Raw genomic sequence first — 22,699 nt, forward strand, 5'->3', positions numbered from 1 at the left:
CAAAAGCGAGGCATCGCTGTTTCGTTAGATAACAATAGGGTTTGTTCGTAGGCCATTTCCGCAAAGGCGGAAATGGCGATAATAGTAATGGAGGGTGCTGTAAGTGAGGAGTTATAAACTATCAAACAACTGACTAATGAAGGTTTCTTTTTCGCTGTCTTGGTCGATCAAACTTAAGGTTACCGTCAAAAAGGTCGAATCGTGTTTTTTCTCAGTGGTTGCCACGGATTGAATATAATAGTTCAACCGATTAACTTTCCCACCAAATTCCAAATCCAATACGGCTTGGCCCAAAACCTGCGGCACAATGTCATCGCTTTTAATAAACATCGTGGCTTCCGTCTTACTGAACTGAATAACCATGCAACGGAATTGTTTACTCTCAAAACGCACCAAGGTCGGAATTTTCACATCTTTCACTGACACTGCAGGCACATCAGGATTGGTAAACTTGGTCGCTTGTACAGGACTAGACGCTTTACCCGCTCCCATCAAGACATCAAGTGACGCTGAACTCACGCCGCCGGGCGCCGCGGATTCACGTGGCTTTTGTGACGCCAGTTTGCGCTCAATACCATGTTTCTTCGCCGCTGAAATGACTTTATTAATCAACTGCTCACTAGAAAACGGCTTACCAAGGTAATCCGTTACACCAGACTGAACGGCCTCCACCACATGGCTTTTATCACCACGGCTGGTGATCATCACGAAGGGAACATCTTCTTTCTTATATTTTGGTTGCTCGCGGCACCATTTTAAAAGCTCAACCCCTGTCATTTCAGGCATTTCCCAATCACACAAAACAATATCAAATTGCGTTTTGGTTAACATTTGCTGGGCTTTTTTTCCGTTTACCGCTTCTTCAATTTCGACCGCAGGAAACTGCTTTCGCAATGTCCGTCGGATCAAATCACGAGTAAAAGAGGCATCATCAACAACCAATATTTTTAAAGACATCACAAGGTTCCATTAGTGCGATCTAACAAGGCAGAATAATCACCGTGCTGTGATCTGAAAACCGAAATCCACAATAACGTGGCCGCCACAACAGCTATCGGCATCATAAATAAATTTAAAAACGGAATGGTCAAAGACACCATAACAATCCCGCCAAACGTCCAGCATAATAAAGGCTTGGCACGTAATGCCATTCTCATATCGTGGAATTTCACTTTATTATTATCAAACGCATAATCCATATATTGCAAAGACAGCATCCAAGCCGAGAATAACAACAGTAATACAGGCGCTATAACATTAACAATAGGAATAAAAGACAATAACAGCAACAGAACAAAGCGAGGTAAAAAGTACAGTATTTTCTGACACTCACGCTGCAAACTACGGCCAATTATGGACACAATAACACTGGTGTTAAGCGCCTCATCAAAGACTTTACCTGTTTCTTTTTCTTCCACTTTTTCGGCCAGAAACGCCATAAAAGGCGCGGCTAAAATATTTACCCCAACCGAAAAACTGTAAAACAGCAACACACTAATAATGGCCCCAAAGATAATGTAAAACAGCCAATTTAGAAACGAGACCCACTCGGGCAAATAGCTCATAGCGGAGTCCATTAAGGACTGAAAATAACTAAAAGCCACCATATAAAGTAATCCCATCAGCACAAAATTTGCCAGCAGTGGAACCAATATAAACACTCTTAACTCTTTTGACAGAACCAAAGGGAATGCTTTTAAAAAAGCCCCTGCGGCTTTAAATGGATGAGTAATCACGATGGCGAACTAACCTTTCATCTAATTTATTTAAAGAGCCACAGAGTACCACGAGGGCTTTCGTGGCTCCACAATGCTGTTAGCAATAAGCTCAACCCTTATAGCATTCAAGCCCCTTTTACATTTCGAGCCTCGTTTCCATAACGATTATCCAAAATTTACATTTATTAGACGTATGGGCTGATACGCAATTTCGATTGTGACCTTTTGTAAATTGGTGAACTATGCAACCTTAAGACGACTATTCACCAGTGCTGGTAAGCGTCTAACTATAAAAAAGCACTCAAAAGTTAACTAACAATATAGGGACACATTCCAATGAAAAAGACATTGCTCGCCAGTGCCATCATGGCTACTTCTCTTTTCGCTCTGCAAGCTCAGGCTGCAGAGGTACCCGCTGGCGTCGAATTAGCCGCTAAACAAGAATTGGTTCGTGGTGGTGGTTCAGAGCCTAGCACCATGGACCCACAAAAAATGGAAGGTACGCCAGCTTCTATTCGCTCAAAAGATCTTTTTGAAGGTTTGTATAACCAAGATGGCGATGGCAACCAAATTCCTGGTGTAGCTGAAAGCTACGATGTAAACGCAGACAACACGCAATACACTTTCCACCTACGTAAAGATGCAAAATGGTCTAACGGTGACCCTGTAACAGCCGAAGATTTTGTTTACGCTTTCACACGTGCTGTAGACCCTAAATTGGCGTCTCCATACGCATGGTTCATGGAAATTCCTGCGATTACAAACGCATCGAAAATCATTGCTGGTGAAGCGGATCCTTCCACTCTTGGCGTCAAAGCACTAGACGACCACACATTCCAAGTATCACTTGAGCGCCCTGTGCCTTACTTTGTGAAAATGACCTCTCACCAGACTATGTTCCCAGTACCTAAAAAAGTGGTCGAAAAATGGGGTGATGACTGGACGAAACCAGAACACATGGTGTCTAACGGCGCGTACAAAATGGACGAGTGGATCGTCAACGAAAAAATGGTCTTCACTCGTAACAAACACTACTGGAATGACGCCAAAACCATCATCAACAAGGTTACCTACTTACCAATTGAATCGCCTAACGCTGAGCTAAAACGCTTCCAAGCGGGTCAAATGGACCTTAGCTATGAGCTACCAAACGACCATTACAAGCAGCTTATGCGCGATATTCCAGACCAAGTTGTGGTTACGCCAAAGCTAGGTACTTACTACTATGACTTCAATAAAACGAAAGCGCCATACAACGACGTGCGCGTTCGTAAAGCCTTGTCTTATGCCATCGACCGTAACGTGATTGCAAAATATGTGACAGGCACAGGTGAACTACCTGCTTACTCTTTTACGCCAGAAGTTGTGAATGATTTCACTCCAGCTACGCCTGAATACGCGACATGGACACAAAAAGAGCGTAATGAGAAAGCCAAAGAATTGTTAGAAGAAGCGGGCTATGGCAAAAATAACCCACTGTCTTTCAGCTTGCTTTACAACACCAATGAGAACCACAAGAAAATCGCCATTGCGATTGCGTCCATGTGGAACAAAACCTTGGGTGTAAACGTTACACTGGAAAACCAAGAGTGGAAAACGTACCTAGAATCGAAAAAACATCAACAATTTGATGTGGCTCGTGCTGGCTGGATCGGTGACTACAACGAAGCCTCTACCATGCTAGACCTTCTGACCACCACACACGGTAATAACGACGGTAAATACAGCAACCCTGAATACGACAAGTTATTGCACGACGCTCGTACCATGCAGCACCCTGCGGCGAACTACAACAAAGCAGAAGAAATTGCCATTGAGCAAGACATGGCCGTTGCGCCGATTTATCAATACACAGAAAAACGTTTGGTAAAAAGCTACTTAGGCGGCTACATGCCAAACCCAGAAGACAACGTTTACGCGCGCGATATGTACATCATCAAGCACTAAGCATTGCTTTTTAAATAAAAAGCACTTTGAAATGACAAAGTGCTTTGTATTAACACCATGCCCAGCGCTTTTGCGCTGGGCATCTCTTGAATTCCCTACAGGTTCCTAGAATTAGCCGTTATTTATAACGCCTAATCCGGTAATTTTTATGCTGACATTTATTTCAAAACGCATTTTAGAAGCCATTCCAACATTGTTGATTTTGATTACGGTTTCTTTCTTCCTAATGCACTCTGCTCCCGGCAGCCCATTTACCAGCGAACGCGCTTTACCACCCGAAGTGTTGGCAAACATTAACGCCAAATACCATTTGGATGAGCCGGTCATTAACCAATATTTTTACTATCTTGGCGGCTTGCTTCAAGGCGATCTTGGACCGTCTTTTCGCTACAAAGATTTCACCATCAATGAACTGATTGCACAGAGTTTCCCTGTCTCTGCTGAGATTGGTATCTGGTCTTTTCTTGTCGCGTTGCTCATTGGTGTGGGTTGCGGAATTATCGCAGCACTGCGCCAGAACTCTTGGTTAGACTACAGTGTGATGGGCTTTGCTAACCTAGGTATCGTGTTACCAAATTTCGTTTTAGCACCTTTGTGTATCCTATTTTTCTCTATTTATAACCATTGGCTGCCACCCGGCGGCTGGAATGGCGGCGCTTGGCCTTATCTGGTGATGCCGGTCATTGCCATGTCCACCAGCTACATTGCACAAATCGCACGTATTACCCGTGGCAGCATGATTGAAACCATGCACTCCAACTTTATCCGTACCGCGCGAGCCAAAGGATTACCAAAGTATCGCATCATTTTTCAGCACGCTTTACGCCCTGCAATGTTACCCGTTATTTCTTACCTTGGGCCTGCATTCGTCGGCATAGTGACAGGTTCTGTGATTGTCGACGTGTACTTTGGTACTGGCGGTATTGGTCAGCACTTTATCAACGGCGCATTGAATCGCGACTATTCCATGGTCATGGGCGTCACCATTTTGGTGGGTACATTAACGATTCTATTCAATGCCATCGTCGATATTTTGTACGCTGTTATTGATCCGAAAATCCGCTACTAAGGCCACGCAATTATGATTACTACAAAAGACAAAGTTCAGGCCGTCGAACAATTCGCCGAAAAAGTGGTGGAAGTTGAAGGTCGCAGTTTATGGCAAGACGCTCGTCGTCGATTTTTTTCTAACCATGCCGCCGTCACTAGCTTGATAATTCTAGCGATTATTGCTGCTATCGCTCTAATTGGCCCCTTTTTAAGCCAATGGAATTACGATGATATCGACTGGGAAGCATTATCCGACATTTCCGTATTGGGTCGCCCAAATATAGAAAACGGTCACTATTTTGGCACCGACACCTTAGGCCGCGATATTTTTGTTCGCACCATGCAAGGTGGACAAATTTCCCTGTTGGTCGGCATCATGGGCAGTTTTGTGGCCATCATCATAGGCACACTTTACGGTGCAACCTCCGGCTACATTGGTGGACGTGTCGACAGTGTGATGATGCGCTTCTTGGAAATACTAAACTCTTTCCCTTTCATGTTCTTTGTGATCATTTTGATGACCCTATTTGGTCGTCATATCTTTTTGATCTTTGTCGCCATCGGTGCGATTTCATGGCTTGATATGGCGCGGATTGTTCGCGGTCAAACCTTGAGCCTGAAAAACAAAGAATACATAGAAGCGGCGTACGCTTGCGGCGTATCGACACCAAAAATCATTTTGCGCCACATTGTGCCAAATGTGCTCGGTATCGTTGTTGTTTACGCCACTTTGTTGGTACCAAATATGATTTTGTTAGAGTCCTTTATCAGCTTCTTAGGCCTTGGCGTGCAAGAACCCATGACCAGCTGGGGCGCGTTGATTTCTGAAGGCGCGCAGAACATGGAAATTGCGATCTGGCAATTGGCGTGGCCACTTGGTTTCCTAGTTGTGACTCTGTTTTGTTTTAACTTCCTCGGCGATGGCTTACGCGATGCGCTTGATCCAAAAGACCGCTAAGGAGGCTTTATGAGCTTATCAAGTAAAAAGAATTTATTAGAAGTAAATAACTTACGAGTGAATTTCAGAACGCCCGATGGTTTTGTAACCGCGGTGAATGATCTGAATTTTACCTTGGCACAAGGCGAAACCCTCGGCATCGTAGGCGAATCTGGTTCAGGTAAAAGCCAAACCGCATTTGCACTAATGGGTTTATTGGCTGGTAATGGTGTAATCGAAGGGGAAGCACGCTTTAACGAGCAAAACATTCTTACCCTGAATGAAAAGGCCATGAACCGCATTCGTTCCAAAGAAATTGCGATGATTTTCCAAGATCCAATGACCTCATTGAATCCTTACATGAAAGTCGGCAAGCAGCTGATGGAAGTTTTGATGCTGCACAAAGGCATGAGCAAAGCCGAAGCGTTTGAAGCATCCGTGAAGATGCTCGACGCGGTAAAAATGCCCGAAGCGCGCAAACGCATGAACATGTACCCACACGAATTTTCTGGTGGCATGAGACAGCGTGTGATGATCGCTATGGCATTATTGTGCCAACCTAAGCTTCTGATCGCAGATGAACCAACCACAGCTCTAGACGTCACCGTACAGGCTCAGATCTTAACCTTGCTGAACGAGTTAAAAGACGACTTCAACACCTCTATCATCATGATTACTCATGATTTGGGTGTCGTAGCGGGTTTATGCGACAAAGTACTGGTGATGTACGCGGGTCAAACCATGGAATACGGCACCGCTGAAGATGTGTTTTACCGTCCAACACATCCATACACTCAAGGTTTGCTTAAAGCGATTCCACGTCTCGATAGTAATGACGAAAAGCTCTCCACCATTCCGGGCAATCCACCCAACTTGCTGCATATGCCGTCAGGCTGTCCATTCCAAGCACGCTGTGAATTTGCTAAAGAGCGCTGCGGAGAAAGCATGCCACTGCTAGAAGAGTATGCACCGGGTCAACTACGAGCTTGTCATAAATCCGTTGATGGATGGGTCGCCTAATGAACACTGCAAACAACATTTTAATGGAAGTGAATAACTTAAAAGTTCACTTCAACATCAAATCAGACAATGCATGGCCATGGGAAAAAGGCCAAGCATTAAAAGCCGTGGACGGCGTAAACCTTACCATTTACGAAGGCGAAACCTTAGGGGTCGTGGGTGAATCAGGTTGTGGTAAATCCACCTTGGCGCGCGCGTTATTACGACTTGTGCCCATTACCGAAGGCAATGTCGTTTGGCTAGGGCAAGATCTAACGGACTTAGACAAAAAACAAATGCGCAGCAAACGCCAAGAGCTGCAAATGATCTTTCAGGATCCGTTGGCGTCCCTTGATCCGCGTATGACTGTGGGCGATATCATCGCAGAACCACTAAAAACCTTCCGCCCGGAATTATCTAAGGAAGAAGTAAAGGCACAAGTCCGCGCCATGATGGATCGCGTGGGCTTATTACCAAACGTGATCAACCGCTACCCACACGAGTTTTCTGGCGGACAATGTCAGCGTATCGGTATTGCTCGTGCTTTGATTCTTAAACCTAAATTGGTCGTCTGCGATGAACCGGTTTCGGCGTTAGACGTATCTATTCAAGCGCAAGTCGTTAACCTACTAAAAGAACTACAAGCCGAAATGGGCTTGTCTTTGGTGTTTATTGCACATGATTTGAGTGTGGTAAAACACATTTCAGATCGTGTATTGGTGATGTACTTGGGGAACGCGGTGGAACTCGCTAGCAAACGCTCCTTGTATGAGAACCCACAACACCCTTATACCAAAGCCTTGTTGTCTGCAGTGCCAGTACCGGACCCAAGAGCGGAACGGGGTAAGAAAATTCAGTTGTTAACGGGTGACTTACCTTCTCCTATTAGCCCGCCTTCTGGCTGTGTTTTCCGCACGCGTTGCCCTCATGCTAACGAAGGTTGTGCGCAGCAAAAGCCCATTCTGCAAGCTATCTCTTCAGAGCATCAGGTTGGCTGTTCACGTCTGGCTGAATTACCTTAAAGATCAGCCTCAGCCCTTTAGGTTCATCCTCTAAACCCTTTTGACGTTAATCGAAACGGTTTAGAGGAACAGAACTGTAATATTCTGTTACCTCTGACTGATTTTTACCCACAAGCTTACGGTTTTTGTCTATCATGGACTCTTTTACAGAATGACTTAGAGTTCCCGTATGCGTTTATTGTCTTTTATATTCCTTGTTAGTGGTTTTTCCCTTGCTAGCTACGCTATTGCTGACAATATCCCTAGCTCCCCACAGGGCAGAATCGTTTTAACCGTATCTGGAACCGCCATTGCTGAAGACCAAGTAGGCTTTGATATGGCGATGCTCGACGCCCTGCCTCAATATACGGTGACAACGCACACGCCTTGGACGCAAGGGCCGCATACTTATCGGGGTTTTTCTGCTGTGGATTTATTAAACTACCTAGGCAGCAATGGAAACCTACTGCAGGTGACAGCACTTAACCAATATATGACCGAAATTCCCATCAGCGATTTTATCGACAAAGGGGCAATTTTCGCTACACGCCAAGATGAAAGGTTGATTAACGTTCGCAGCCTAGGCCCCATTATGGTGATCTATCCATTTGATGAACACGAAGAGCTCAGGTCTGAAGAAATTTATGGCCGCTCTATTTGGCAAATTTCTCATATCAAATCCATCTTGTTGGTACAGTAAATAATGCGCCTATTTCCAGAAAAAATGTGGCTATCCATCTTCAAACAATGGGTACTGTATGGTTTTATAATTTTCATCATAACGGTGAGTTTGGCTATTTTTAGTATCATCACATACACCAACGATGGTTCGAAAAACAACAGCCGACGTGTTTTTGAAAGCTCATTGTGGAACGCTTTGCAATTGCAGCTGCAATCCTATCGCTTTCTGAACTACCTTATTGAATTAGATCAAAAAGCGCCGTCATTAAATGGCGAGGCTTTTTTTCGGTACGATGTACTAATGAGCCGAGTGGATCTACTAAGAAAAGGCGAGATTGGTGAGCTGATCCGTAATTTTGAAGGCGGTCGTACCACGCGATTGCTAAACATTATAAACGGTGAAATGGAATTACTGAGCTTTCAGTTATCGAAAATAGAGGCTGGCGACTACAGCTATCTGCCCACATTAGTGGAACGAATCAAAAGCATCGACACTCAGGTGAATGAGTTTGTCACACTGGTCAACAAAGGCAGCAACACATACATATCCGAACAACATAAAACACTGCAAAAAAACCTAGATACCATTCAATTACTGTCGATGATACTTGTCGCGTGTTTACTTAGTCTCGCCTTTTTCGCCATGAAAGGATTGGTCCAGCTTAGACATGTTTTTAAACTCAACAATAACCTCAACGACAACATTAAAGCCGTTCACGAAGACAAAGCGCGCATGTTGACCTTTATCAATCAAGAAACACGAGCGCCTATCAACGCCATTTTGGGCATCGCCAGCACACTCAACAATACCGAGTCCCCTAAAAACACCGAAAACCTTGCTAAACACATTCAAGAGTCTGGCAACCAATTACTGCAGATTATCGAAATGCTCTCAGACTTGGCCTTGATTGATGCGAAAAAGCTGACCTTGGTGCCAACAATCGAGCCACTCAAAAGCAGCATTGAAGATTGCCTCTCTCTATTTGAGTCGCAAATGGCGCGTAAAAACCTGCAAAGCATTGTCTATATTGACCCAAACTTACCAGACTTTGTTTGTTTGGATCTCGTTCGAACCAAAGAGATCATAGTCGCGCTTTTGCAAAACGCCATTAACCATACACCAACAGGCAGCATCAGTTTGCAAGTTCGCCCTTCAGCGTCTGCCGCTCCGGTCATACCATTACCAGCAGGCACCAAAGAAGTGAGCGTCATGCAAATCGTTCTAAGGGATACAGGCCAAGGCATGGCGGACGAACTGCAGCAAAACCTTAGAATTAACCCATCTTTACCGATGCAACAAGAAGGCCCTCTACCAAGCAAAGTTGGCTTGAGTTTGGCACTTTGTCACAAGCTCGTATATTTAATGAAAGGGGAAATGCATTTCTCATGTGCGCCACAAAAAGGCTGTGAGTTTTGGGTCGATATCCCGTTTTATATTACCGATTCAGCACCGACACTAAAACAACACAAGCCACCACAGTGCCCAGACAACACACAGGCCCTTCTCATCGAGACAGACGCTCAACTCGCAAAAATCATCAGCTTACAACTGGCGACCATGAACATCAGTGTTAGTGTCTCAAAAGATGGCAGCATGCAAGACAATAGACACTGTAACCTAGTCATTTTAGGCAATACAGCAAACTTTGAGCGAGATGGTCAAGATGCCCTGCAGCAATGGAAAAATAGATCCTGCCCTGTCATAAGCTACCAACCTCTTGCTATTAATAACCCAGACTTTCAAGTCAAACCCTTGCATTTTCCAATCACGCAAAGCCAACTTGAAACACACATTGCCAAACTATTCGCCAACAAAAAGCCGTTCCAAGGGGCGACACAAAATGATTGATCACGCACACCTAAATTCACTTATCCAACTTATTGGAAAAGACACGATGAACGACATACGTTTGGAATTTATAACCGACAGCCAGGAGAAAATGGCTCTGTTGTTTCAAGCTTGGGATAACGAAGATTACGACACCATAAAAAATATTGGCCATTCGCTTAAATCCGCCAGTTTGAATATGGCCTTGCGAAGACTTGCCGAGCAATTCCAACAAATAGAAAGACTAGCGGCACAGCATAATAAACAAGACATGCAAGCGATCATGGATCACTTACCTGCCTTGCATCAAGCGTCTTTAAAAGAGCTCGATGAGCTCTTTCTCAATGGCTTAAATTGACCAGTGCATATCGGTTGCAGCAATAAAGGTTGCTACAAACGACTCCAACCCGGCTTGATCCGCCGCAGAAAAGCGGCCAACTTTCGGACTGTCCATATCAAACACTGCCATTAACTTGTCATTGACCACAACCGGAATAACCACTTCACTGGCCGACGCCGCATCACAGGCAATATGACCTTCAAATGCGTGCACATCCTCGATGCGCTGCGTTTGCAAAGTGGTGGCGGCTTTACCGCAGACACCTCGAGCAAACGGAATACGCGTACACGCAACCTTGCCCACATAAGGCCCCAGCACCAACTCTTCACCACGAGCAAAGTAAAAACCAGACCAATTCAAATCCGCCACGGTTTGCATCACAAATGCCGAAAACTGAGCCGCATTGCAAATAAAGTCGCGTTCACCGCTTAATAAAGCCGCCAATTGAGTATTTAACGCACGATAAGATTCTTCAACAGAATCAGTAGGATGGGTTTCTATGGTAAACATGAGAGGCACCAGATATAACAAAAACCTGATGATAACAAAGTTCGCTAAATAGCTCAGCGTAAAATCGGCCTCTTGGCGATTATCATTGCAATAAACGCCAAGAGACCGTGACAGTAAGCTTTACTTTTTACTTACCTCTGTCGAAAGATCATTAGGATTGACATGGCGAACGTCCACGCCTTTCACCAAGAAGATCAAATGCTGGCAAGTATGGCGTGCATGGTCGCCAATACGCTCTAACGAACGCAACACCCAAATGACGTTGATAACACGCGAAATACTGCGCGGATCTTCCATCATATACGTCACCAAGGAACGCATCGCCGTATTGTATTCTTGGTCTACAGTACGGTCTTGTTTGGCCACTTTAATCGCTGCTTCAATGTCTAAACGTGCATACGCGTCTAGTGAGTCGTGAATCATGCGCGTCACCATTTGACCAATACGATTAATCTCCACATAACCACGTGGAGACTCACCTTCATTGATCAAGTTTAGCGTTAGATTGGCAATTTTCTTCGCCTCGTCGCCCATGCGCTCAAGCTCACTTACGGCTTTGCTGATCGATAAGATCATACGCAAGTCAGAAGCCGCTGGCTGGCGTTTAGCTAGGATGCGGCGACATTCTTCGTCAATCAAGCCATCCAGCTGATTAACCGTAGCGTCTTGTTTTTTCACGTCTTCCGCTAACGAGCCGTTAGCGTCTAACAAAGCTTGTACGGCATCTTGCACCTGATTTTCTACTACACCGCCCATCGTCAAAAAGTGCTGGCGAAGCAGCTCCAGCTCGTTGTTAAACTGCTGAGAAATATGATCCGTTGTTAATTCTTTCATAATGCGTCCTCCGCCTAGCCGTAGCGGCCCGTGATGTAGTCTTCTGTTTGTTGTTTACTTGGGTTAGTGAACAAAGTGTTTGTATCGCCAAACTCAATCAAATCACCCATATACATAAACGCGGTGTAATCAGAAACACGCGCCGCTTGCTGCATGTTATGCGTCACAATCGCGATCGTGAACTCGTTTTTCAACTCATGGATAAGCTCTTCGATCTTCAAGGTTGAAATCGGGTCCAATGCTGACGCAGGCTCATCCAGCAACAACACTTCAGGTTTTACCGCAACGGTGCGGGCAATAACCAAACGCTGTTGCTGACCACCAGACATACCCAATGCACTTTCGTGTAGACGGTCTTTTACTTCATCCCACAAGGCAGCAGAACGCAGAGCCCACTCAACGGTTTCGTCAAGCAAACGCTTTTTATTAATACCTTGAATACGCAAGCCGTAAGCCACGTTTTCATAAATACTTTTTGGGAATGGGTTCGGCTTTTGGAACACCATGCCAACACGACGACGCAACTCAGCAACATCAGTGCCTTTGGCGTAGATGTTCTCATCACGTAAGTTGATTTGGCCGGTAATTCGGCATCCGTCCACCAAATCATTCATGCGGTTAAAACAACGCAATAACGTTGATTTACCACAACCAGAAGGCCCGATAAACGCAGTCACCTTTTTCTCTGGAATGATCATGTTTACGCCTTTCAGCGCTTCTTTCTCACCGTAATACAGGTGCAAATCGTTTACAGATAGGCAAACGGTTTCGTCTTCAATACGCAGCGCTTGCTGGCTACGCTGCATTGCTGAAATATCAATCGAGTGTGTTTTAACGTCGCTCATAATAATCTCTTCTCCGCCGCTTACATTTCCAGCGATTTGTATTTTTCACGTAAATGATTTCGGATCGTCACTGCTGACAAGTTTAATAGCGCAATCACAATCACAAGCAATAAGGCTGTTGCATACACCAAAGGTCGTGCGGCTTCTACGTTTGGACTTTGGAAGCCCACATCGTAAATATGGAAGCCTAAATGCATGAATTTTTGATCTAAATGGATGTAAGGGTAATTACCATCTAATGGTAACGATGGCGCTAGTTTCACCACACCCACCAACATCAATGGTGCCACTTCACCGGCAGCACGCGCGACCGCCAAAATAACCCCAGTCATAATCGCTGGGCTGGCCATTGGCAGAACAACACGCCATAGGGTTTCAAACTTCGTTGCACCCAATGCTAAGCTGCCTTCACGCACGTTACGAGGAATACGTGACAAACCTTCTTCGGTAGCCACAATAACCACAGGTACGGTCAATAGCGCGAGCGTAATAGATGCCCACATCAAGCCGCCAGTACCAAAGGTAGGTGATGGCAAGGCTTCTGGGAAGAAAGCCTGATCGATGCCAGATCCTAGGAAGTATATAAAGAAGCCTAAACCAAACACACCGTAAACGATGGAAGGTACGCCCGCTAAGTTGTTCACGGCAATACGAATCGTACGAGTCACCCAACCTTGCGCAGCGTATTCACGCAGATAAACCGCTGCAACCACACCGAAAGGTGTGACGAGCACTGTCATCAGCAATACCATCATCACCGTACCGAAGATAGCTGGGAACACACCACCTTCTGTATTCGCCTCGCGAGGTTCGTCAGATAGGAATTCCCACACTTTGGTGAAGTAGAAACTCATCTTCTGAGCCACATTCATCGCATTAGGACGAAAAGCGTGAACGATCTTCGCTACTGGCATTTCGTGTTCTGTACCATCCATAACTTGAACGATGAAAGTGTCACGGTTAATCTGAGCATAAAGATCGATCAGGCTTTGTTGTAAGCCTTTGTACTCTTCATCATATTGGCTACGTTCCGCTGCTAAGTCCGCTTCCGCAGCAGGCGTTAGTTTACCCTCTAGCTCTAAACGACGTTGCTCAAGGCGAATACGTTCTAGTGCGTAGTTGATTTTGCCAATGTCTTTTTTCTCAATTTGGTGGATTTCATCGAAAATTCTCGCAGCACGTTCAATGCTTTGTTCGAATACACTCCACGTCGCCAAAGCAGAATCTGTTGGCGTTAAATCATCCGTTTCAGAAACGATTGTGCCATTTTCCTTCACTGCTTTTAGGTAGCCGTATAAGTTGCCCCATTCACGACGTTCAGCGGTAAACATCATTTCTGGACGCTGAGTCTCTGTTAGGTACTCATCGATCACCCAACGGAAATCCGAACCATACACATCACGGTTACCAGTTTTCATTAAAGTACGCTGCATCAGTTTATGGTGATCGGGAATATCAATGCCCGCTTCACGTAGCTGAGCCGCTGGCACTTCAACACTTTCCACGCGTTCAGCGACTATGTTGTATTCAGGCTCACCAGGCAAAGCGTAGTGGGACTCCACAACGTCTGCAGGCCAAAAATGCCCTAGACCACGCACAGCGATCAACAGTAACAACCCCACCACCATGATGACAGAAATTGCCACAGCACCTGCGTTTAGCCACACCCATGGATCACCAGATTTTACCCATTCGGATACGGACTTTTTCTTCATTTTCATTTCAGTACTCATTATAGCGACCCGTATTTTTTGCGTAGGTGCTGACGCACGGTTTCAGCGATTGTGTTCACGATAAAAGTGAAGATAAAGAGCACAAACGCCGCCAAGAACAAGATACGATAGTGAGAACTTCCCACTTCAGACTCAGGTACTTCGACCGCCAAGTTGGCTGCCAGCGTTCGCATACCTTCGAAGATGTTGGCGTCCATAATCGGCGTGTTACCTGTTGCCATCAGTACGATCATCGTTTCACCTACAGCGCGCCCCATACCAATCATTACCGCAGAGAAAATCCCTGGGCTGGCCGTTGGTAGTACAACGCGAGTCATGGTTTGCCAGTAGGTCGCACCCAAAGCTAATGAGCCTTGAGTAAGTGCTTTTGGCACACTGAAGATGGCGTCTTCGGTAATCGAAAAGATAGTCGGGATAACCGCAAAGCCCATGGCAAAACCAACCACCAGAGCGTTACGTTGGTCAAACGTAATTCCAAGGTCCTGAGTAATCCAACCGCGAATATTGCCGTCAAAGAAATTCAGCTCAATAATTGGGCTCATTGCCAAACAAACCCAAGCTAAAAAGACAATCACAGGAATCAATAATAATGGCTGCCAGCCTTCAGGAACTAGCCAGCGAATGTTTTGCGGTAAGCGTGACCAAATATAAGCAAACAATAGAATGCCAACTGGTAACACCACAAAAACACTGAAAGTTGCTGCCAGGTTTTCTTCAAGGAAAGGCGCAAAAAACAAACCCGCTAAGAAGCCCAAAATAACCGTTGGCAAAGCTTCCATTAATTCGATCACAGGTTTGATCTTACGGCGCAAGGCTGGTGCCATGAAGTAAGCGGTGTAAATCGCCCCACAAATTGCCAATGGCACAGCCATAAGCATCGCGTAGAACGCCGCTTTCAAAGTACCAAACGCCAATGGCATCAAGCTGTATTTAGGCTCAAAGTCATTGTTCGCTGCAGAAGACTGCCAAGTGTAAGTCGGCTCTTGATATCCTTCGTACCACACTTGTCCCCACAAAGAAGACCAAGATACTTCAGGATGTTCATTATCGACATGGAAGAAATGTACGCCCTTATCGTCTTCCAATAACAAACCGTTTGCTCGTGGTGCAAAGCTAATTAAGCGCGCATTATCATCGCTCAGCTTTTCATTCAGTACTTGACGAGTCGATGTGGCATTGTAAATCGCCACTAAGCCACGCTCATCCAATGTAGCAAAGCCTTTACGACGTTGCTCCATTGCTAAATCAACAATAGCAACAGGCTGTTTAACATCACGAATAAAGGTTAATTTTTCTTCATTCGTATCATTATCACGAACATTGAACCATTGGCTCACTCGACCAGCAGAGTCGGCCACCATGATGGAAGATTTGCCTAGCAGATACGTCATAGATACCAGTTTAGTATCGGCATCCTTGATTAAATCGATCTCATCTTTTAGTTCAATGTTATCAAAATCACGAAGATCAAATTCGCTCATAGCCCCACTACGCGTTGCAACATAGAGGTAACGTTGGTCACCACTAAGCAACATACTGGCGACATCCGGAACGAATGGCAGTGACTCGCTCTGCTCGCTCAATTCCACTTCTTCGGTAATGAAGTTAACGTCTTTGGTTACCTTAGTGATTGCGCTTTTTGAGTCGCCAATCGCGGCCATGGTTAGACTGTCGCTGCCATCGCGGAGCGTTAATTTGTTGATCGCAAAATCCGCAACATCAATTGGTTCTTCACCATAAGGGTATTCCACCACAGGGGTGATCTTACGAGTGCCATCAGGGTAGGAGATTTTGTAATCATGTTTTACGATTAAGGCTTTGCCATCCTCGTAACCAAACGCCATTAAACGACTGGTATCAGATTCAACCGCAAAGGCGGTAACCTTTTCAGAGCGAATATTTTTGATGTTGTCGATTACACTGCCATCAGCAACAGAGAAAAAGACAATACTGCCATTACTCGTCACTCGCATGCCGACTTCAGATTGCTCTTCAGTGGTTAAATAAAGACTTTTACCTTGATCTTCCGCAGGCAAAGAATAGCTTGCTTCACGATCAATACTGGCGCTAGAAAACAAAGGCGCCACTTCATAAAGTAAGTAGAAACAAATCAGCAGCACAGCCAAAATAACACTGCTGCCCCCTACCGCAATCCCCATTCCGGCCATACGGTCTTTCAGGGAACGAATTTTACGATGACGCTTTAAAGCTGGTGTATTGAAATTCAGCTCAGGCATCTGATGGTCAGTTGATTTAGTCATCCGCATTCATCTTTGTTGTGTGACAATTATATGTGACAGTAGTGTGACATCCATATATGACAGTAGTGTTACAGTCTACGAAACAAAGAAAATAGGAGAGCATTTCGGCCCTCCTATTTAAAACATCTCATTCGTAGCTCGCTACAGCGCTTAGTTAATACCCAAATCGTTCAGGTATTTAGTAGCAACTTTCGCTGGAAGAGGAACATAACCGTCTTTTACAACAACCTCTTGACCCATTTTAGAAAGTACCATTTTAATGAATTCGCGTTGTAGTGGTTCAAGCGGCTTGTTAGGCGCTTTGTTCACGTAAACGTATAGGAAACGAGAAAGTGGGTATTTACCAGTCGCTGCGTTTTCAATTGTTGCATCGATGAACTTACCGCCTTCTTTCTTAGTCAAAGGCACGGCACGTACAGAAGATGTTTTGTAACCGATACCAGAGTAACCAATACCGTTAAGAGACGTAGAAACAGACTGTACAACAGACGCAGAACCTGGCTGCTCGTTTACAGAGTTTTTGAAGTCACCTTTGAAAAGCGCGTGCTCTTTAAAGTAACCGTAAGTACCAGATACAGAGTTACGACCAAACAACTGAATATCACGATTTGCCCAAGCGCCTGTTAGGCCAGCTTTGCCCCAGTTAGTGATGTCTTCGCTGTGTCCGCCCTTACGAGTAGAAGAGAAAATGGCATCCACTTCTGGAAGAGACAAACCTTTGATTGGGTTATCTTTATGTACGAAAACCGCTAGCGCATCGATTGCTACAGGAACCGCTGTTGGCTTGTAACCGTATTTTTTCTCAAACGCTGCGATCTCTTTGTCTTTCATTTGACGAGACATAGGACCGAAGTTTGATGTACCTTCAGTTAGTGCTGGTGGCGCAGTAGAAGAACCAGCCGCTTGAATTTGAATGTTTACATTTGGGTATAGGCGCTTAAAGTCTTCCGCCCACAATGTCATTAGGTTCGCTAGGGTGTCAGAGCCAACACTTGAAATATTGCCAGAAACGCCACTTGCTTTGCTGTAAGACATCAAATTTGAATCAACATCTGCAAAAGCGTTAACAGAAACGCCTACTGCCGCTGTCATCGCTAAACCTGCAACTAGTTTTTTCATCACATAAACCTCAGTGGTTGTAGTCAAATATTTATGAGCAACTGCCCATAGCTCGTTCGATGTTTTGTACTATAGAAAAGTTATGTGACAAAAATGTTAAACCATGAAATATTTCAAAATTAATTTGATCGCCTAGCAAAATAGCGGTTTTCAGAATGTCTGCGATTCTCATTCAAACGTCAGTTTCCGCGCATTACAGCGATGTTTTTCAGTAAAAAACATCTAATTTCTTATAAAAGGTCTCTAACTTGCTATTCAAGAGTCCTCTCATATTCCCAAGCATGGCGTTATCCAATAGACTTACCATCCGGATTTTTCGGGCAAAATTGCCTGAGTAGATATCCGATAAAAATGATTAAAAAACTGTGGGTACTTTAATGTTAAATAAATTGGTCAGTTCCGCCGAGGCCATTTCCCATTATCTGGGCAAATGTGTTGCTTGGCTAACATTGGCGATGATGCTACTTACCTGCCTCATCGTGTTGTTACGTTATGGCTTTGATATTGGTTCGATCGCATTGCAAGAATCTGTTCTTTATCTGCATGCTATGGTTTTTATGTTGGGCGCGGCCTATACCTTTAAAGACGATGAACACGTGCGTGTTGATGTCTTCTACCGTGATTTTTCTGTTACTAAAAAAGCTTGGGTCAATATCATTGGTGGCATTTTCTTTTTGCTGCCTTTTACTCTTTATACCGCTTATTTAAGCTTGGATTATGTCAGTGCAGCTTGGCGCGTATTAGAAACCTCTCCAGAGCCTGGTGGTTTACCTTTCGTTTATCTGCTGAAAACACTCATCCCTATTATGATGGTGACTCTTATCATTCAAGGTGTTGCCGATATTCTGAAAAATATTGGTGTTATTACTGCTAAAAACGCGGAAGGACAAAACTAATGGTTGAATTTATCCCTTTATGGCTGTTTGCCGCTGTTTGTGTCTGCTTACTGTTTGGTTACCCTGTGGCGTTTTCTTTGGGCGGTACAGCCTTAATTTTCGCGGCGGTAGGCTCTGCCTTTGGTACATTCGATGGCGTCTTTCTAGAAGCTTTACCAAACCGTTTATTCGGTATTATTGGTAACGAAACTCTGATCGCTGTCCCGCTGTTTGTATTAATGGGCGTTTTGCTCGAAAAATCCAAGTTGGCTGAAAAGCTACTGGATTCTATGGCCATGCTATTTGGCACTATGCGCGGTGGTTTGGGCATTTCGGTTATTTTAGTCGGCATGTTGTTGGCGGCGAGTACTGGTATTGTGGGTGCCACTGTCGTAACGATGGGGATGATCTCGCTACCGACTATGCTGCGTCGTGGTTATGATCCTGCGCTTGCAACCGGCACAATTTGTGCGACGGGAACATTAGGGCAAATCATTCCGCCTTCGATCGCTTTGGTTCTGTTGGGCGATGTTATGTCCAATGCGTTCCAAAAAGCGCAGCTAGAAATGGGCATTTTCTCGCCAAAAACCATTTCGGTTGGCGACTTGTTTGTTGGTGCTTTGATTCCAGGCTTAATCCTTGTCGGCCTGTATATTCTTTATGTCATTATGGTTGCTTGGTTACAGCCTCACAAAGCCCCTGCGGTTCCTCGTGAAGAGTTGCGCAATGGTTCTACTGAGCCGTTAGCTATCCAACTGATCAAAGGTCTACTGCCGCCTTTAGTGCTAATTTTTGCGGTACTTGGTTCTATCCTAAGCGGGATTGCAACTCCGACTGAAGCAGCAGGTGTTGGTGCTCTTGGAGCCGCGCTATTGGCTTGGGGCAGCGGTAAACTAAGCTTGCCGACGCTAAAAGATGCTGTGTACTCAACCACAAAAGTCACCTGTATGGTGTTCATGATTTTGATTGGTGCGTCATTATTTTCTTTAGTGTTCCGCGGCTTTGGTGGCGAAGAGTTAATTCAAGATTTCTTCTCTCAGCTGCCAGGTGGTGTGGTTGGTGCCATGATTGTCGTGATGTTGCTAATGTTTTTCCTTGGCTTCATTCTAGACTTTATTGAGATCACTTTTGTCGTCGTACCAATCGTTGCTCCAGTGCTATTAGCTATGGGTCTAGATCCGGTTTGGTTGGGTATAATGATGGCAATCAACTTACAAACGTCATTCCTTACACCACCGTTTGGCTTCGCGCTGTTTTACTTACGTGGTGTAGCGCCCCCAGAGATTAAGACTCAGTCTATCTACAAAGGGGTATTACCTTTTATCCTAATCCAGATCTTTGTATTAATAATGCTGTCAGTTTGGCCAGAATTAGCAACTTGGTTGCCAGAACAGGTTTACGCAGATTAATACGAATACACTGAACAACTTAAGAAAAACAAAAATACTCATTAAGTTAGGACAAAAAACATGAAAGCAATGCAAATAAAAAACTATGGTCCAGCAAGCGATTTATCGCTGGCTGAGGCCAATAAACCAAGCATTACCGAAGATCAAATTCTAGTGAAGGTAGGCGCAGCAGGCGTTAATCCAGTGGATACGTATATCCGTTCTGGTACCAACAACTATTCAGCTAATTTCCCTCATACTCCGGGATCTGATGGCGCAGGTACGATTGTTGAGTTAGGCGCTAACGTCACGGGCTTCGAGATTGGTCAGCGCGTTTACTTCAGCCGTAACCTAACAGGATCTTCTGCCGAATTTACAGCGTGCGCAGCAACGCATACGTATCCACTAGCAGATGCCTTGTCTTTTGAAGAAGGCGCTTGCCTTGGCATTCCTTACACCACAGCACACCGTGCTTTGTTTGGCCGTGCCAATGGTAAAGCTGGCGATAAAGTGTTGGTTCATGGTGCAACAGGCGCAGTAGGTATTGCGACTGTGCAGTTAGCATTGGCGGCGGGCATGGAGGTGGTTGCCAGCTCAGGCACACCAGAAGGTGCCGAGTTGCTGCGTCAGCAAGGTGTGAAAACCATCATTATGCACAATGAAGCGGATCACCTAGCGCCGTTCCAATCTCTAGCTTCTCAATCCATGGATAGAGGCTTCGATATCGTTATCGAGATGCTAGCAAACCATAACTTAGATCAAGACCTAAAAGCCTTGGCCTTTGGTGGTTGTGTTGCCGTTGTTGGCAACCGTGGCACGGTTGAAATCAATCCTCGCGATTTGATGGCCCGCGATGCCTCTGTGGTTGGAGTAGCCTTGGCAAACACCAAACCTGCCGAGCTTGCCTTGATTGCAAAAGCCTTACGCCCATTGTTTGAAAAGGGCCTTCTAAAGCCCGTTATTCGTCAAAGCTATGCGCTAACAGAGTTAGCTCAGGCCCATGAAGATGTATTGAAACCGGGCGCCTTAGGTAACCTGGTTATTCGTATTAGCTAATAGTAGCGAAGACGACTCAAACACGGCGCCTTATTGCTTGATCAACGGAATAAAGCGCGGTGTTTACTATTGCTCTTAAAACAAACATTTACACCGCATTAAAACACCATTCAGGCGGTAAAATCCGCCATCTTCACAAAAATCCGCTACTAAATAAGCCTTAAGGCCGCTATACTTTCTCACTTATGTTTATTCAAAAGGTGCACTTTGACTCAGTCTGATTCCGATGTTTTCAGTCTACCTGCCGAAGCGGACACCCATGATCACGATTACCACCAACTAGTGGTAGTGCTAGATGGCAACACCGATTTCGACATCCAAGGTAAAAGCAAACAGCTGCATACAGGTGAAGGTTGTATCCTTCCATCTGCGAACAGCCATGCCTTTGCAGGATTGGGTGAAAACCGCATCATGGTGGTCAACCTGCCTATCCCACCGCAAAAAAGCATAACTGACGAAGAATACGAAGTGGTTTCGCGCTTATTTGATCAAGCGGCGTATTTTCAACTTAATCCCCGTTTGCAGATTCTGGCGTCCGCCCTCTCTGGCGAGTTAGAACAATACCCAAATGACCTAATGTTAGCCCGAGCCTGCGGTAATACACTGTTAAGCGCCATACGCCATCAAATCAATAACAAAGATGTCCGCACCCGAGGCAACCATCTTGATATCGATAAACTAGACCAATTTATCGAATTGAACCTGTCTCGCCGTGTGCATATCGATCAACTTGCGAACTTTTGCTTTTTGAGCGTCAGCCAATTCCACGAACGCTTTAAAGACAGAACCGGCATGACGCCGCACCAATATCTAATGCGTAAACGTTTAGAACGCGCGCAAAGCTTACTCGTAGAAGGTTTCCCACCTATTCAAGTAGCGGAAATGTGTGGCTTCTCCAGCCAGAGCGCCATGACCAATGTGTTTTCTCAAACCCTTGGCATTACGCCATTAAAATACCAAAAGCAATTCAGTAACCGCTGATTCTCAGTGACACCAAAAACGTCAAACCATAAAAACTCTTCGACCTTTCAGAATATCCCTTCTCTAAATAAACTCAAACTCTATACCCAATAAGCAACATATTGCTCAACGGGCAATTTTTCGCTTAGCTTCAAGCAAACTATTGCTCGGCGGCCTGTCGATTTCAATCTAACCATTTGTCATTACTGACTATTTAAAACTGGCGTTTATCTTGCTTTATGGATATGTGTTTCAATAAATAACTTACTATTTTATTAATGCTTCACATTTTTTGCGCATTCCTCACGTTCTTCGAGGTAGATGGTCTGTATCGAACGTGAATAATGAGCTGTTTAAAATAGGCACTTCACCACTTGCATTCTACAAATGAGATAGACCGTCATAACAAAGGAAACTGGTATGGCTACATTGACGTTTACACTGGCGCTCGACGGATTGGAAGAAGACACCCTCGTCGTTCGAGAATACCAAGGGCACGAATCGCTCTCCGATTCCCGGCTAAAAGACGGTTCGCCTTGTTATGGCTTCCGTTATCAATTGTCTCTTGCCAGTCGTCAATCGGATCTGTCTGCCGACACCATCGTCGATAAAAACGC

The 22,699-nt window shown here is 45.0% G+C and carries 20 protein-coding genes and 1 pseudogene; 13 read left to right on the plus strand and 8 right to left on the minus strand.

Translation table 11 applies throughout. The features are described 5' to 3' along the window. Nucleotides 1–111 precede the first annotated feature (111 nt). Together DFP75_RS16300 and cysZ are read right to left on the minus strand one after the other, a co-directional pair. Nucleotides 112–957 (minus strand): response regulator, encoded by an 846-nt coding sequence (locus DFP75_RS16300; protein WP_110577107.1) that lies wholly within the window; start codon nt 955–957, stop codon nt 112–114. Continuing rightward, entirely contained in the window at nt 957–1,736 is a 780-nt protein-coding gene (gene cysZ / locus DFP75_RS16305; RefSeq protein ID WP_110577108.1) for a sulfate transporter CysZ, read from the minus strand. Before cysZ ends, DFP75_RS16300 begins: the two co-directional genes overlap by 1 nt. 318 nt (nt 1,737–2,054) lie before the next feature. Between cysZ and DFP75_RS16310 the strand changes: the two genes are divergently transcribed. From DFP75_RS16310 to DFP75_RS16345, 8 genes are all read left to right on the plus strand, one after another. Further along, the gene (locus tag DFP75_RS16310; protein WP_110577109.1) at nt 2,055–3,665 is read left to right on the plus strand and encodes a peptide ABC transporter substrate-binding protein; all 1,611 of its coding nucleotides are present in this window, start codon (nt 2,055–2,057) and stop codon (nt 3,663–3,665) included. A 148-nt stretch (nt 3,666–3,813) separates the two neighbouring features. Then, nucleotides 3,814–4,734: an oligopeptide ABC transporter permease OppB gene (gene oppB, locus DFP75_RS16315; protein WP_110577110.1), complete on the plus strand. Its 921-nt coding sequence runs from the start codon at nt 3,814–3,816 to the stop codon at nt 4,732–4,734. A 12-nt stretch (nt 4,735–4,746) separates the two neighbouring features. Next, entirely contained in the window at nt 4,747–5,673 is a 927-nt protein-coding gene (gene oppC / locus DFP75_RS16320; protein WP_110577111.1) for an oligopeptide ABC transporter permease OppC, read from the plus strand. Nucleotides 5,674–5,682: 9 nt separating this feature from the next. Beyond that, the gene (gene oppD, locus DFP75_RS16325; RefSeq protein WP_110577112.1) at nt 5,683–6,672 is read left to right on the plus strand and encodes an ABC transporter ATP-binding protein; all 990 of its coding nucleotides are present in this window, start codon (nt 5,683–5,685) and stop codon (nt 6,670–6,672) included. Then, nucleotides 6,672–7,673 (plus strand): murein tripeptide/oligopeptide ABC transporter ATP binding protein OppF, encoded by a 1,002-nt coding sequence (gene oppF, locus DFP75_RS16330; RefSeq protein WP_110577113.1) that lies wholly within the window; start codon nt 6,672–6,674, stop codon nt 7,671–7,673. Before oppD ends, oppF begins: the two co-directional genes overlap by 1 nt. Before the next feature lie 169 nt (nt 7,674–7,842). Beyond that, nucleotides 7,843–8,352, plus strand: a complete 510-nt coding sequence (locus DFP75_RS16335) for a putative pterin-binding protein (protein WP_110577114.1) — start codon at nt 7,843–7,845, stop codon at nt 8,350–8,352. 3 nt (nt 8,353–8,355) lie between these two features. Beyond that, nucleotides 8,356–10,182, plus strand: coding sequence for a sensor histidine kinase (locus tag DFP75_RS16340; protein ID WP_110577115.1), 1,827 nt, complete (start codon nt 8,356–8,358; stop codon nt 10,180–10,182). After that, nucleotides 10,175–10,519, plus strand: a complete 345-nt coding sequence (locus tag DFP75_RS16345) for an Hpt domain-containing protein (protein ID WP_110577116.1) — start codon at nt 10,175–10,177, stop codon at nt 10,517–10,519. The genes DFP75_RS16340 and DFP75_RS16345 overlap by 8 nt, the downstream gene beginning before the upstream one ends. On the opposite strand, the gene DFP75_RS16350 is transcribed toward DFP75_RS16345, so the two are convergent. The 6 genes from DFP75_RS16350 to DFP75_RS16375 all read right to left on the minus strand — a co-directional run bounded on the left by DFP75_RS16350 (nt 10,511) and on the right by DFP75_RS16375 (nt 17,803). Then, nucleotides 10,511–11,011, minus strand: a complete 501-nt coding sequence (locus DFP75_RS16350) for a GAF domain-containing protein (RefSeq protein WP_110577117.1) — start codon at nt 11,009–11,011, stop codon at nt 10,511–10,513. The genes DFP75_RS16345 and DFP75_RS16350 overlap by 9 nt on opposite strands. A 120-nt stretch (nt 11,012–11,131) precedes the next feature. After that, nucleotides 11,132–11,845: a phosphate signaling complex protein PhoU gene (phoU, locus tag DFP75_RS16355; protein ID WP_110577118.1), complete on the minus strand. Its 714-nt coding sequence runs from the start codon at nt 11,843–11,845 to the stop codon at nt 11,132–11,134. Between the two features lie 14 nt (nt 11,846–11,859). Then, entirely contained in the window at nt 11,860–12,690 is an 831-nt protein-coding gene (gene pstB, locus DFP75_RS16360) for a phosphate ABC transporter ATP-binding protein PstB (protein WP_110577119.1), read from the minus strand. Between the two features lie 20 nt (nt 12,691–12,710). Next, the gene (gene pstA / locus DFP75_RS16365; RefSeq protein ID WP_110577120.1) at nt 12,711–14,411 is read right to left on the minus strand and encodes a phosphate ABC transporter permease PstA; all 1,701 of its coding nucleotides are present in this window, start codon (nt 14,409–14,411) and stop codon (nt 12,711–12,713) included. 11 nt (nt 14,412–14,422) lie between these two features. Further along, nucleotides 14,423–16,684, minus strand: a complete 2,262-nt coding sequence (locus tag DFP75_RS16370; protein WP_110577121.1) for an ABC transporter permease subunit — start codon at nt 16,682–16,684, stop codon at nt 14,423–14,425. 150 nt (nt 16,685–16,834) lie between these two features. Next, complete coding sequence (locus DFP75_RS16375; protein WP_110577122.1) at nt 16,835–17,803, minus strand: PstS family phosphate ABC transporter substrate-binding protein; 969 nt, start codon at nt 17,801–17,803, stop codon at nt 16,835–16,837. A gap of 377 nt (nt 17,804–18,180) precedes the next feature. Here DFP75_RS16375 and DFP75_RS16380 point away from each other — a divergent pair, with 377 nt between their 5' ends. The 5 genes and pseudogenes from DFP75_RS16380 to DFP75_RS16400 all read left to right on the plus strand — a co-directional run. Continuing rightward, nucleotides 18,181–18,699 carry a TRAP transporter small permease subunit gene (locus tag DFP75_RS16380; protein ID WP_110577123.1) on the plus strand — a complete coding sequence of 173 codons (519 nt, stop codon included), beginning with the start codon at nt 18,181–18,183 and terminating at the stop codon, nt 18,697–18,699. Continuing rightward, nucleotides 18,699–20,087 carry a TRAP transporter large permease gene (locus DFP75_RS16385; protein WP_110577124.1) on the plus strand — a complete coding sequence of 463 codons (1,389 nt, stop codon included), beginning with the start codon at nt 18,699–18,701 and terminating at the stop codon, nt 20,085–20,087. The genes DFP75_RS16380 and DFP75_RS16385 overlap by 1 nt, the downstream gene beginning before the upstream one ends. 60 nt (nt 20,088–20,147) lie before the next feature. Beyond that, on the plus strand, nt 20,148–21,122 hold the full coding sequence (locus DFP75_RS16390) for an NADPH:quinone reductase (RefSeq protein ID WP_110577125.1): 975 nt from the start codon (nt 20,148–20,150) through the stop codon (nt 21,120–21,122). A 207-nt stretch (nt 21,123–21,329) separates the two neighbouring features. Continuing rightward, nucleotides 21,330–22,103 carry a helix-turn-helix domain-containing protein gene (locus DFP75_RS16395; protein WP_110577126.1) on the plus strand — a complete coding sequence of 258 codons (774 nt, stop codon included), beginning with the start codon at nt 21,330–21,332 and terminating at the stop codon, nt 22,101–22,103. A gap of 399 nt (nt 22,104–22,502) precedes the next feature. Beyond that, nucleotides 22,503–22,699, plus strand: a pseudogene (locus DFP75_RS16400) (type VI secretion system tip protein VgrG); the annotation flags it as partial.

It is taken from the genome of Marinomonas alcarazii, from assembly GCF_003208215.1.
Classification (GTDB): Bacteria; Pseudomonadota; Gammaproteobacteria; order Pseudomonadales; family Marinomonadaceae; genus Marinomonas; species Marinomonas alcarazii.

Excerpts from the sequence above, each read along its gene's own strand:
- DFP75_RS16300 (WP_110577107.1), bottom strand. The coding sequence starts at position 957 with ATGTCTTTAAAAATATTGGTTGTTGATGATGCCTCTTTTACTCGTGAT.
- DFP75_RS16310 (WP_110577109.1), top strand. The coding sequence starts at position 2,055 with ATGAAAAAGACATTGCTCGCCAGTGCCATCATGGCTACTTCTCTTTTC.
- oppB (WP_110577110.1), top strand. The coding sequence starts at position 3,814 with ATGCTGACATTTATTTCAAAACGCATTTTAGAAGCCATTCCAACATTG.
- oppC (WP_110577111.1), top strand. The coding sequence starts at position 4,747 with ATGATTACTACAAAAGACAAAGTTCAGGCCGTCGAACAATTCGCCGAA.
- oppD (WP_110577112.1), top strand. The coding sequence starts at position 5,683 with ATGAGCTTATCAAGTAAAAAGAATTTATTAGAAGTAAATAACTTACGA.
- oppF (WP_110577113.1), top strand. The coding sequence starts at position 6,672 with ATGAACACTGCAAACAACATTTTAATGGAAGTGAATAACTTAAAAGTT.
- DFP75_RS16335 (WP_110577114.1), top strand. The coding sequence starts at position 7,843 with ATGCGTTTATTGTCTTTTATATTCCTTGTTAGTGGTTTTTCCCTTGCT.
- DFP75_RS16340 (WP_110577115.1), top strand. The coding sequence starts at position 8,356 with ATGCGCCTATTTCCAGAAAAAATGTGGCTATCCATCTTCAAACAATGG.
- DFP75_RS16345 (WP_110577116.1), top strand. The coding sequence starts at position 10,175 with ATGATTGATCACGCACACCTAAATTCACTTATCCAACTTATTGGAAAA.
- DFP75_RS16350 (WP_110577117.1), bottom strand. The coding sequence starts at position 11,011 with ATGTTTACCATAGAAACCCATCCTACTGATTCTGTTGAAGAATCTTAT.
- phoU (WP_110577118.1), bottom strand. The coding sequence starts at position 11,845 with ATGAAAGAATTAACAACGGATCATATTTCTCAGCAGTTTAACAACGAG.
- pstB (WP_110577119.1), bottom strand. The coding sequence starts at position 12,690 with ATGAGCGACGTTAAAACACACTCGATTGATATTTCAGCAATGCAGCGT.
- pstA (WP_110577120.1), bottom strand. The coding sequence starts at position 14,411 with ATGAAAATGAAGAAAAAGTCCGTATCCGAATGGGTAAAATCTGGTGAT.
- DFP75_RS16370 (WP_110577121.1), bottom strand. The coding sequence starts at position 16,684 with ATGACTAAATCAACTGACCATCAGATGCCTGAGCTGAATTTCAATACA.
- DFP75_RS16375 (WP_110577122.1), bottom strand. The coding sequence starts at position 17,803 with ATGAAAAAACTAGTTGCAGGTTTAGCGATGACAGCGGCAGTAGGCGTT.
- DFP75_RS16380 (WP_110577123.1), top strand. The coding sequence starts at position 18,181 with ATGTTAAATAAATTGGTCAGTTCCGCCGAGGCCATTTCCCATTATCTG.
- DFP75_RS16385 (WP_110577124.1), top strand. The coding sequence starts at position 18,699 with ATGGTTGAATTTATCCCTTTATGGCTGTTTGCCGCTGTTTGTGTCTGC.
- DFP75_RS16390 (WP_110577125.1), top strand. The coding sequence starts at position 20,148 with ATGAAAGCAATGCAAATAAAAAACTATGGTCCAGCAAGCGATTTATCG.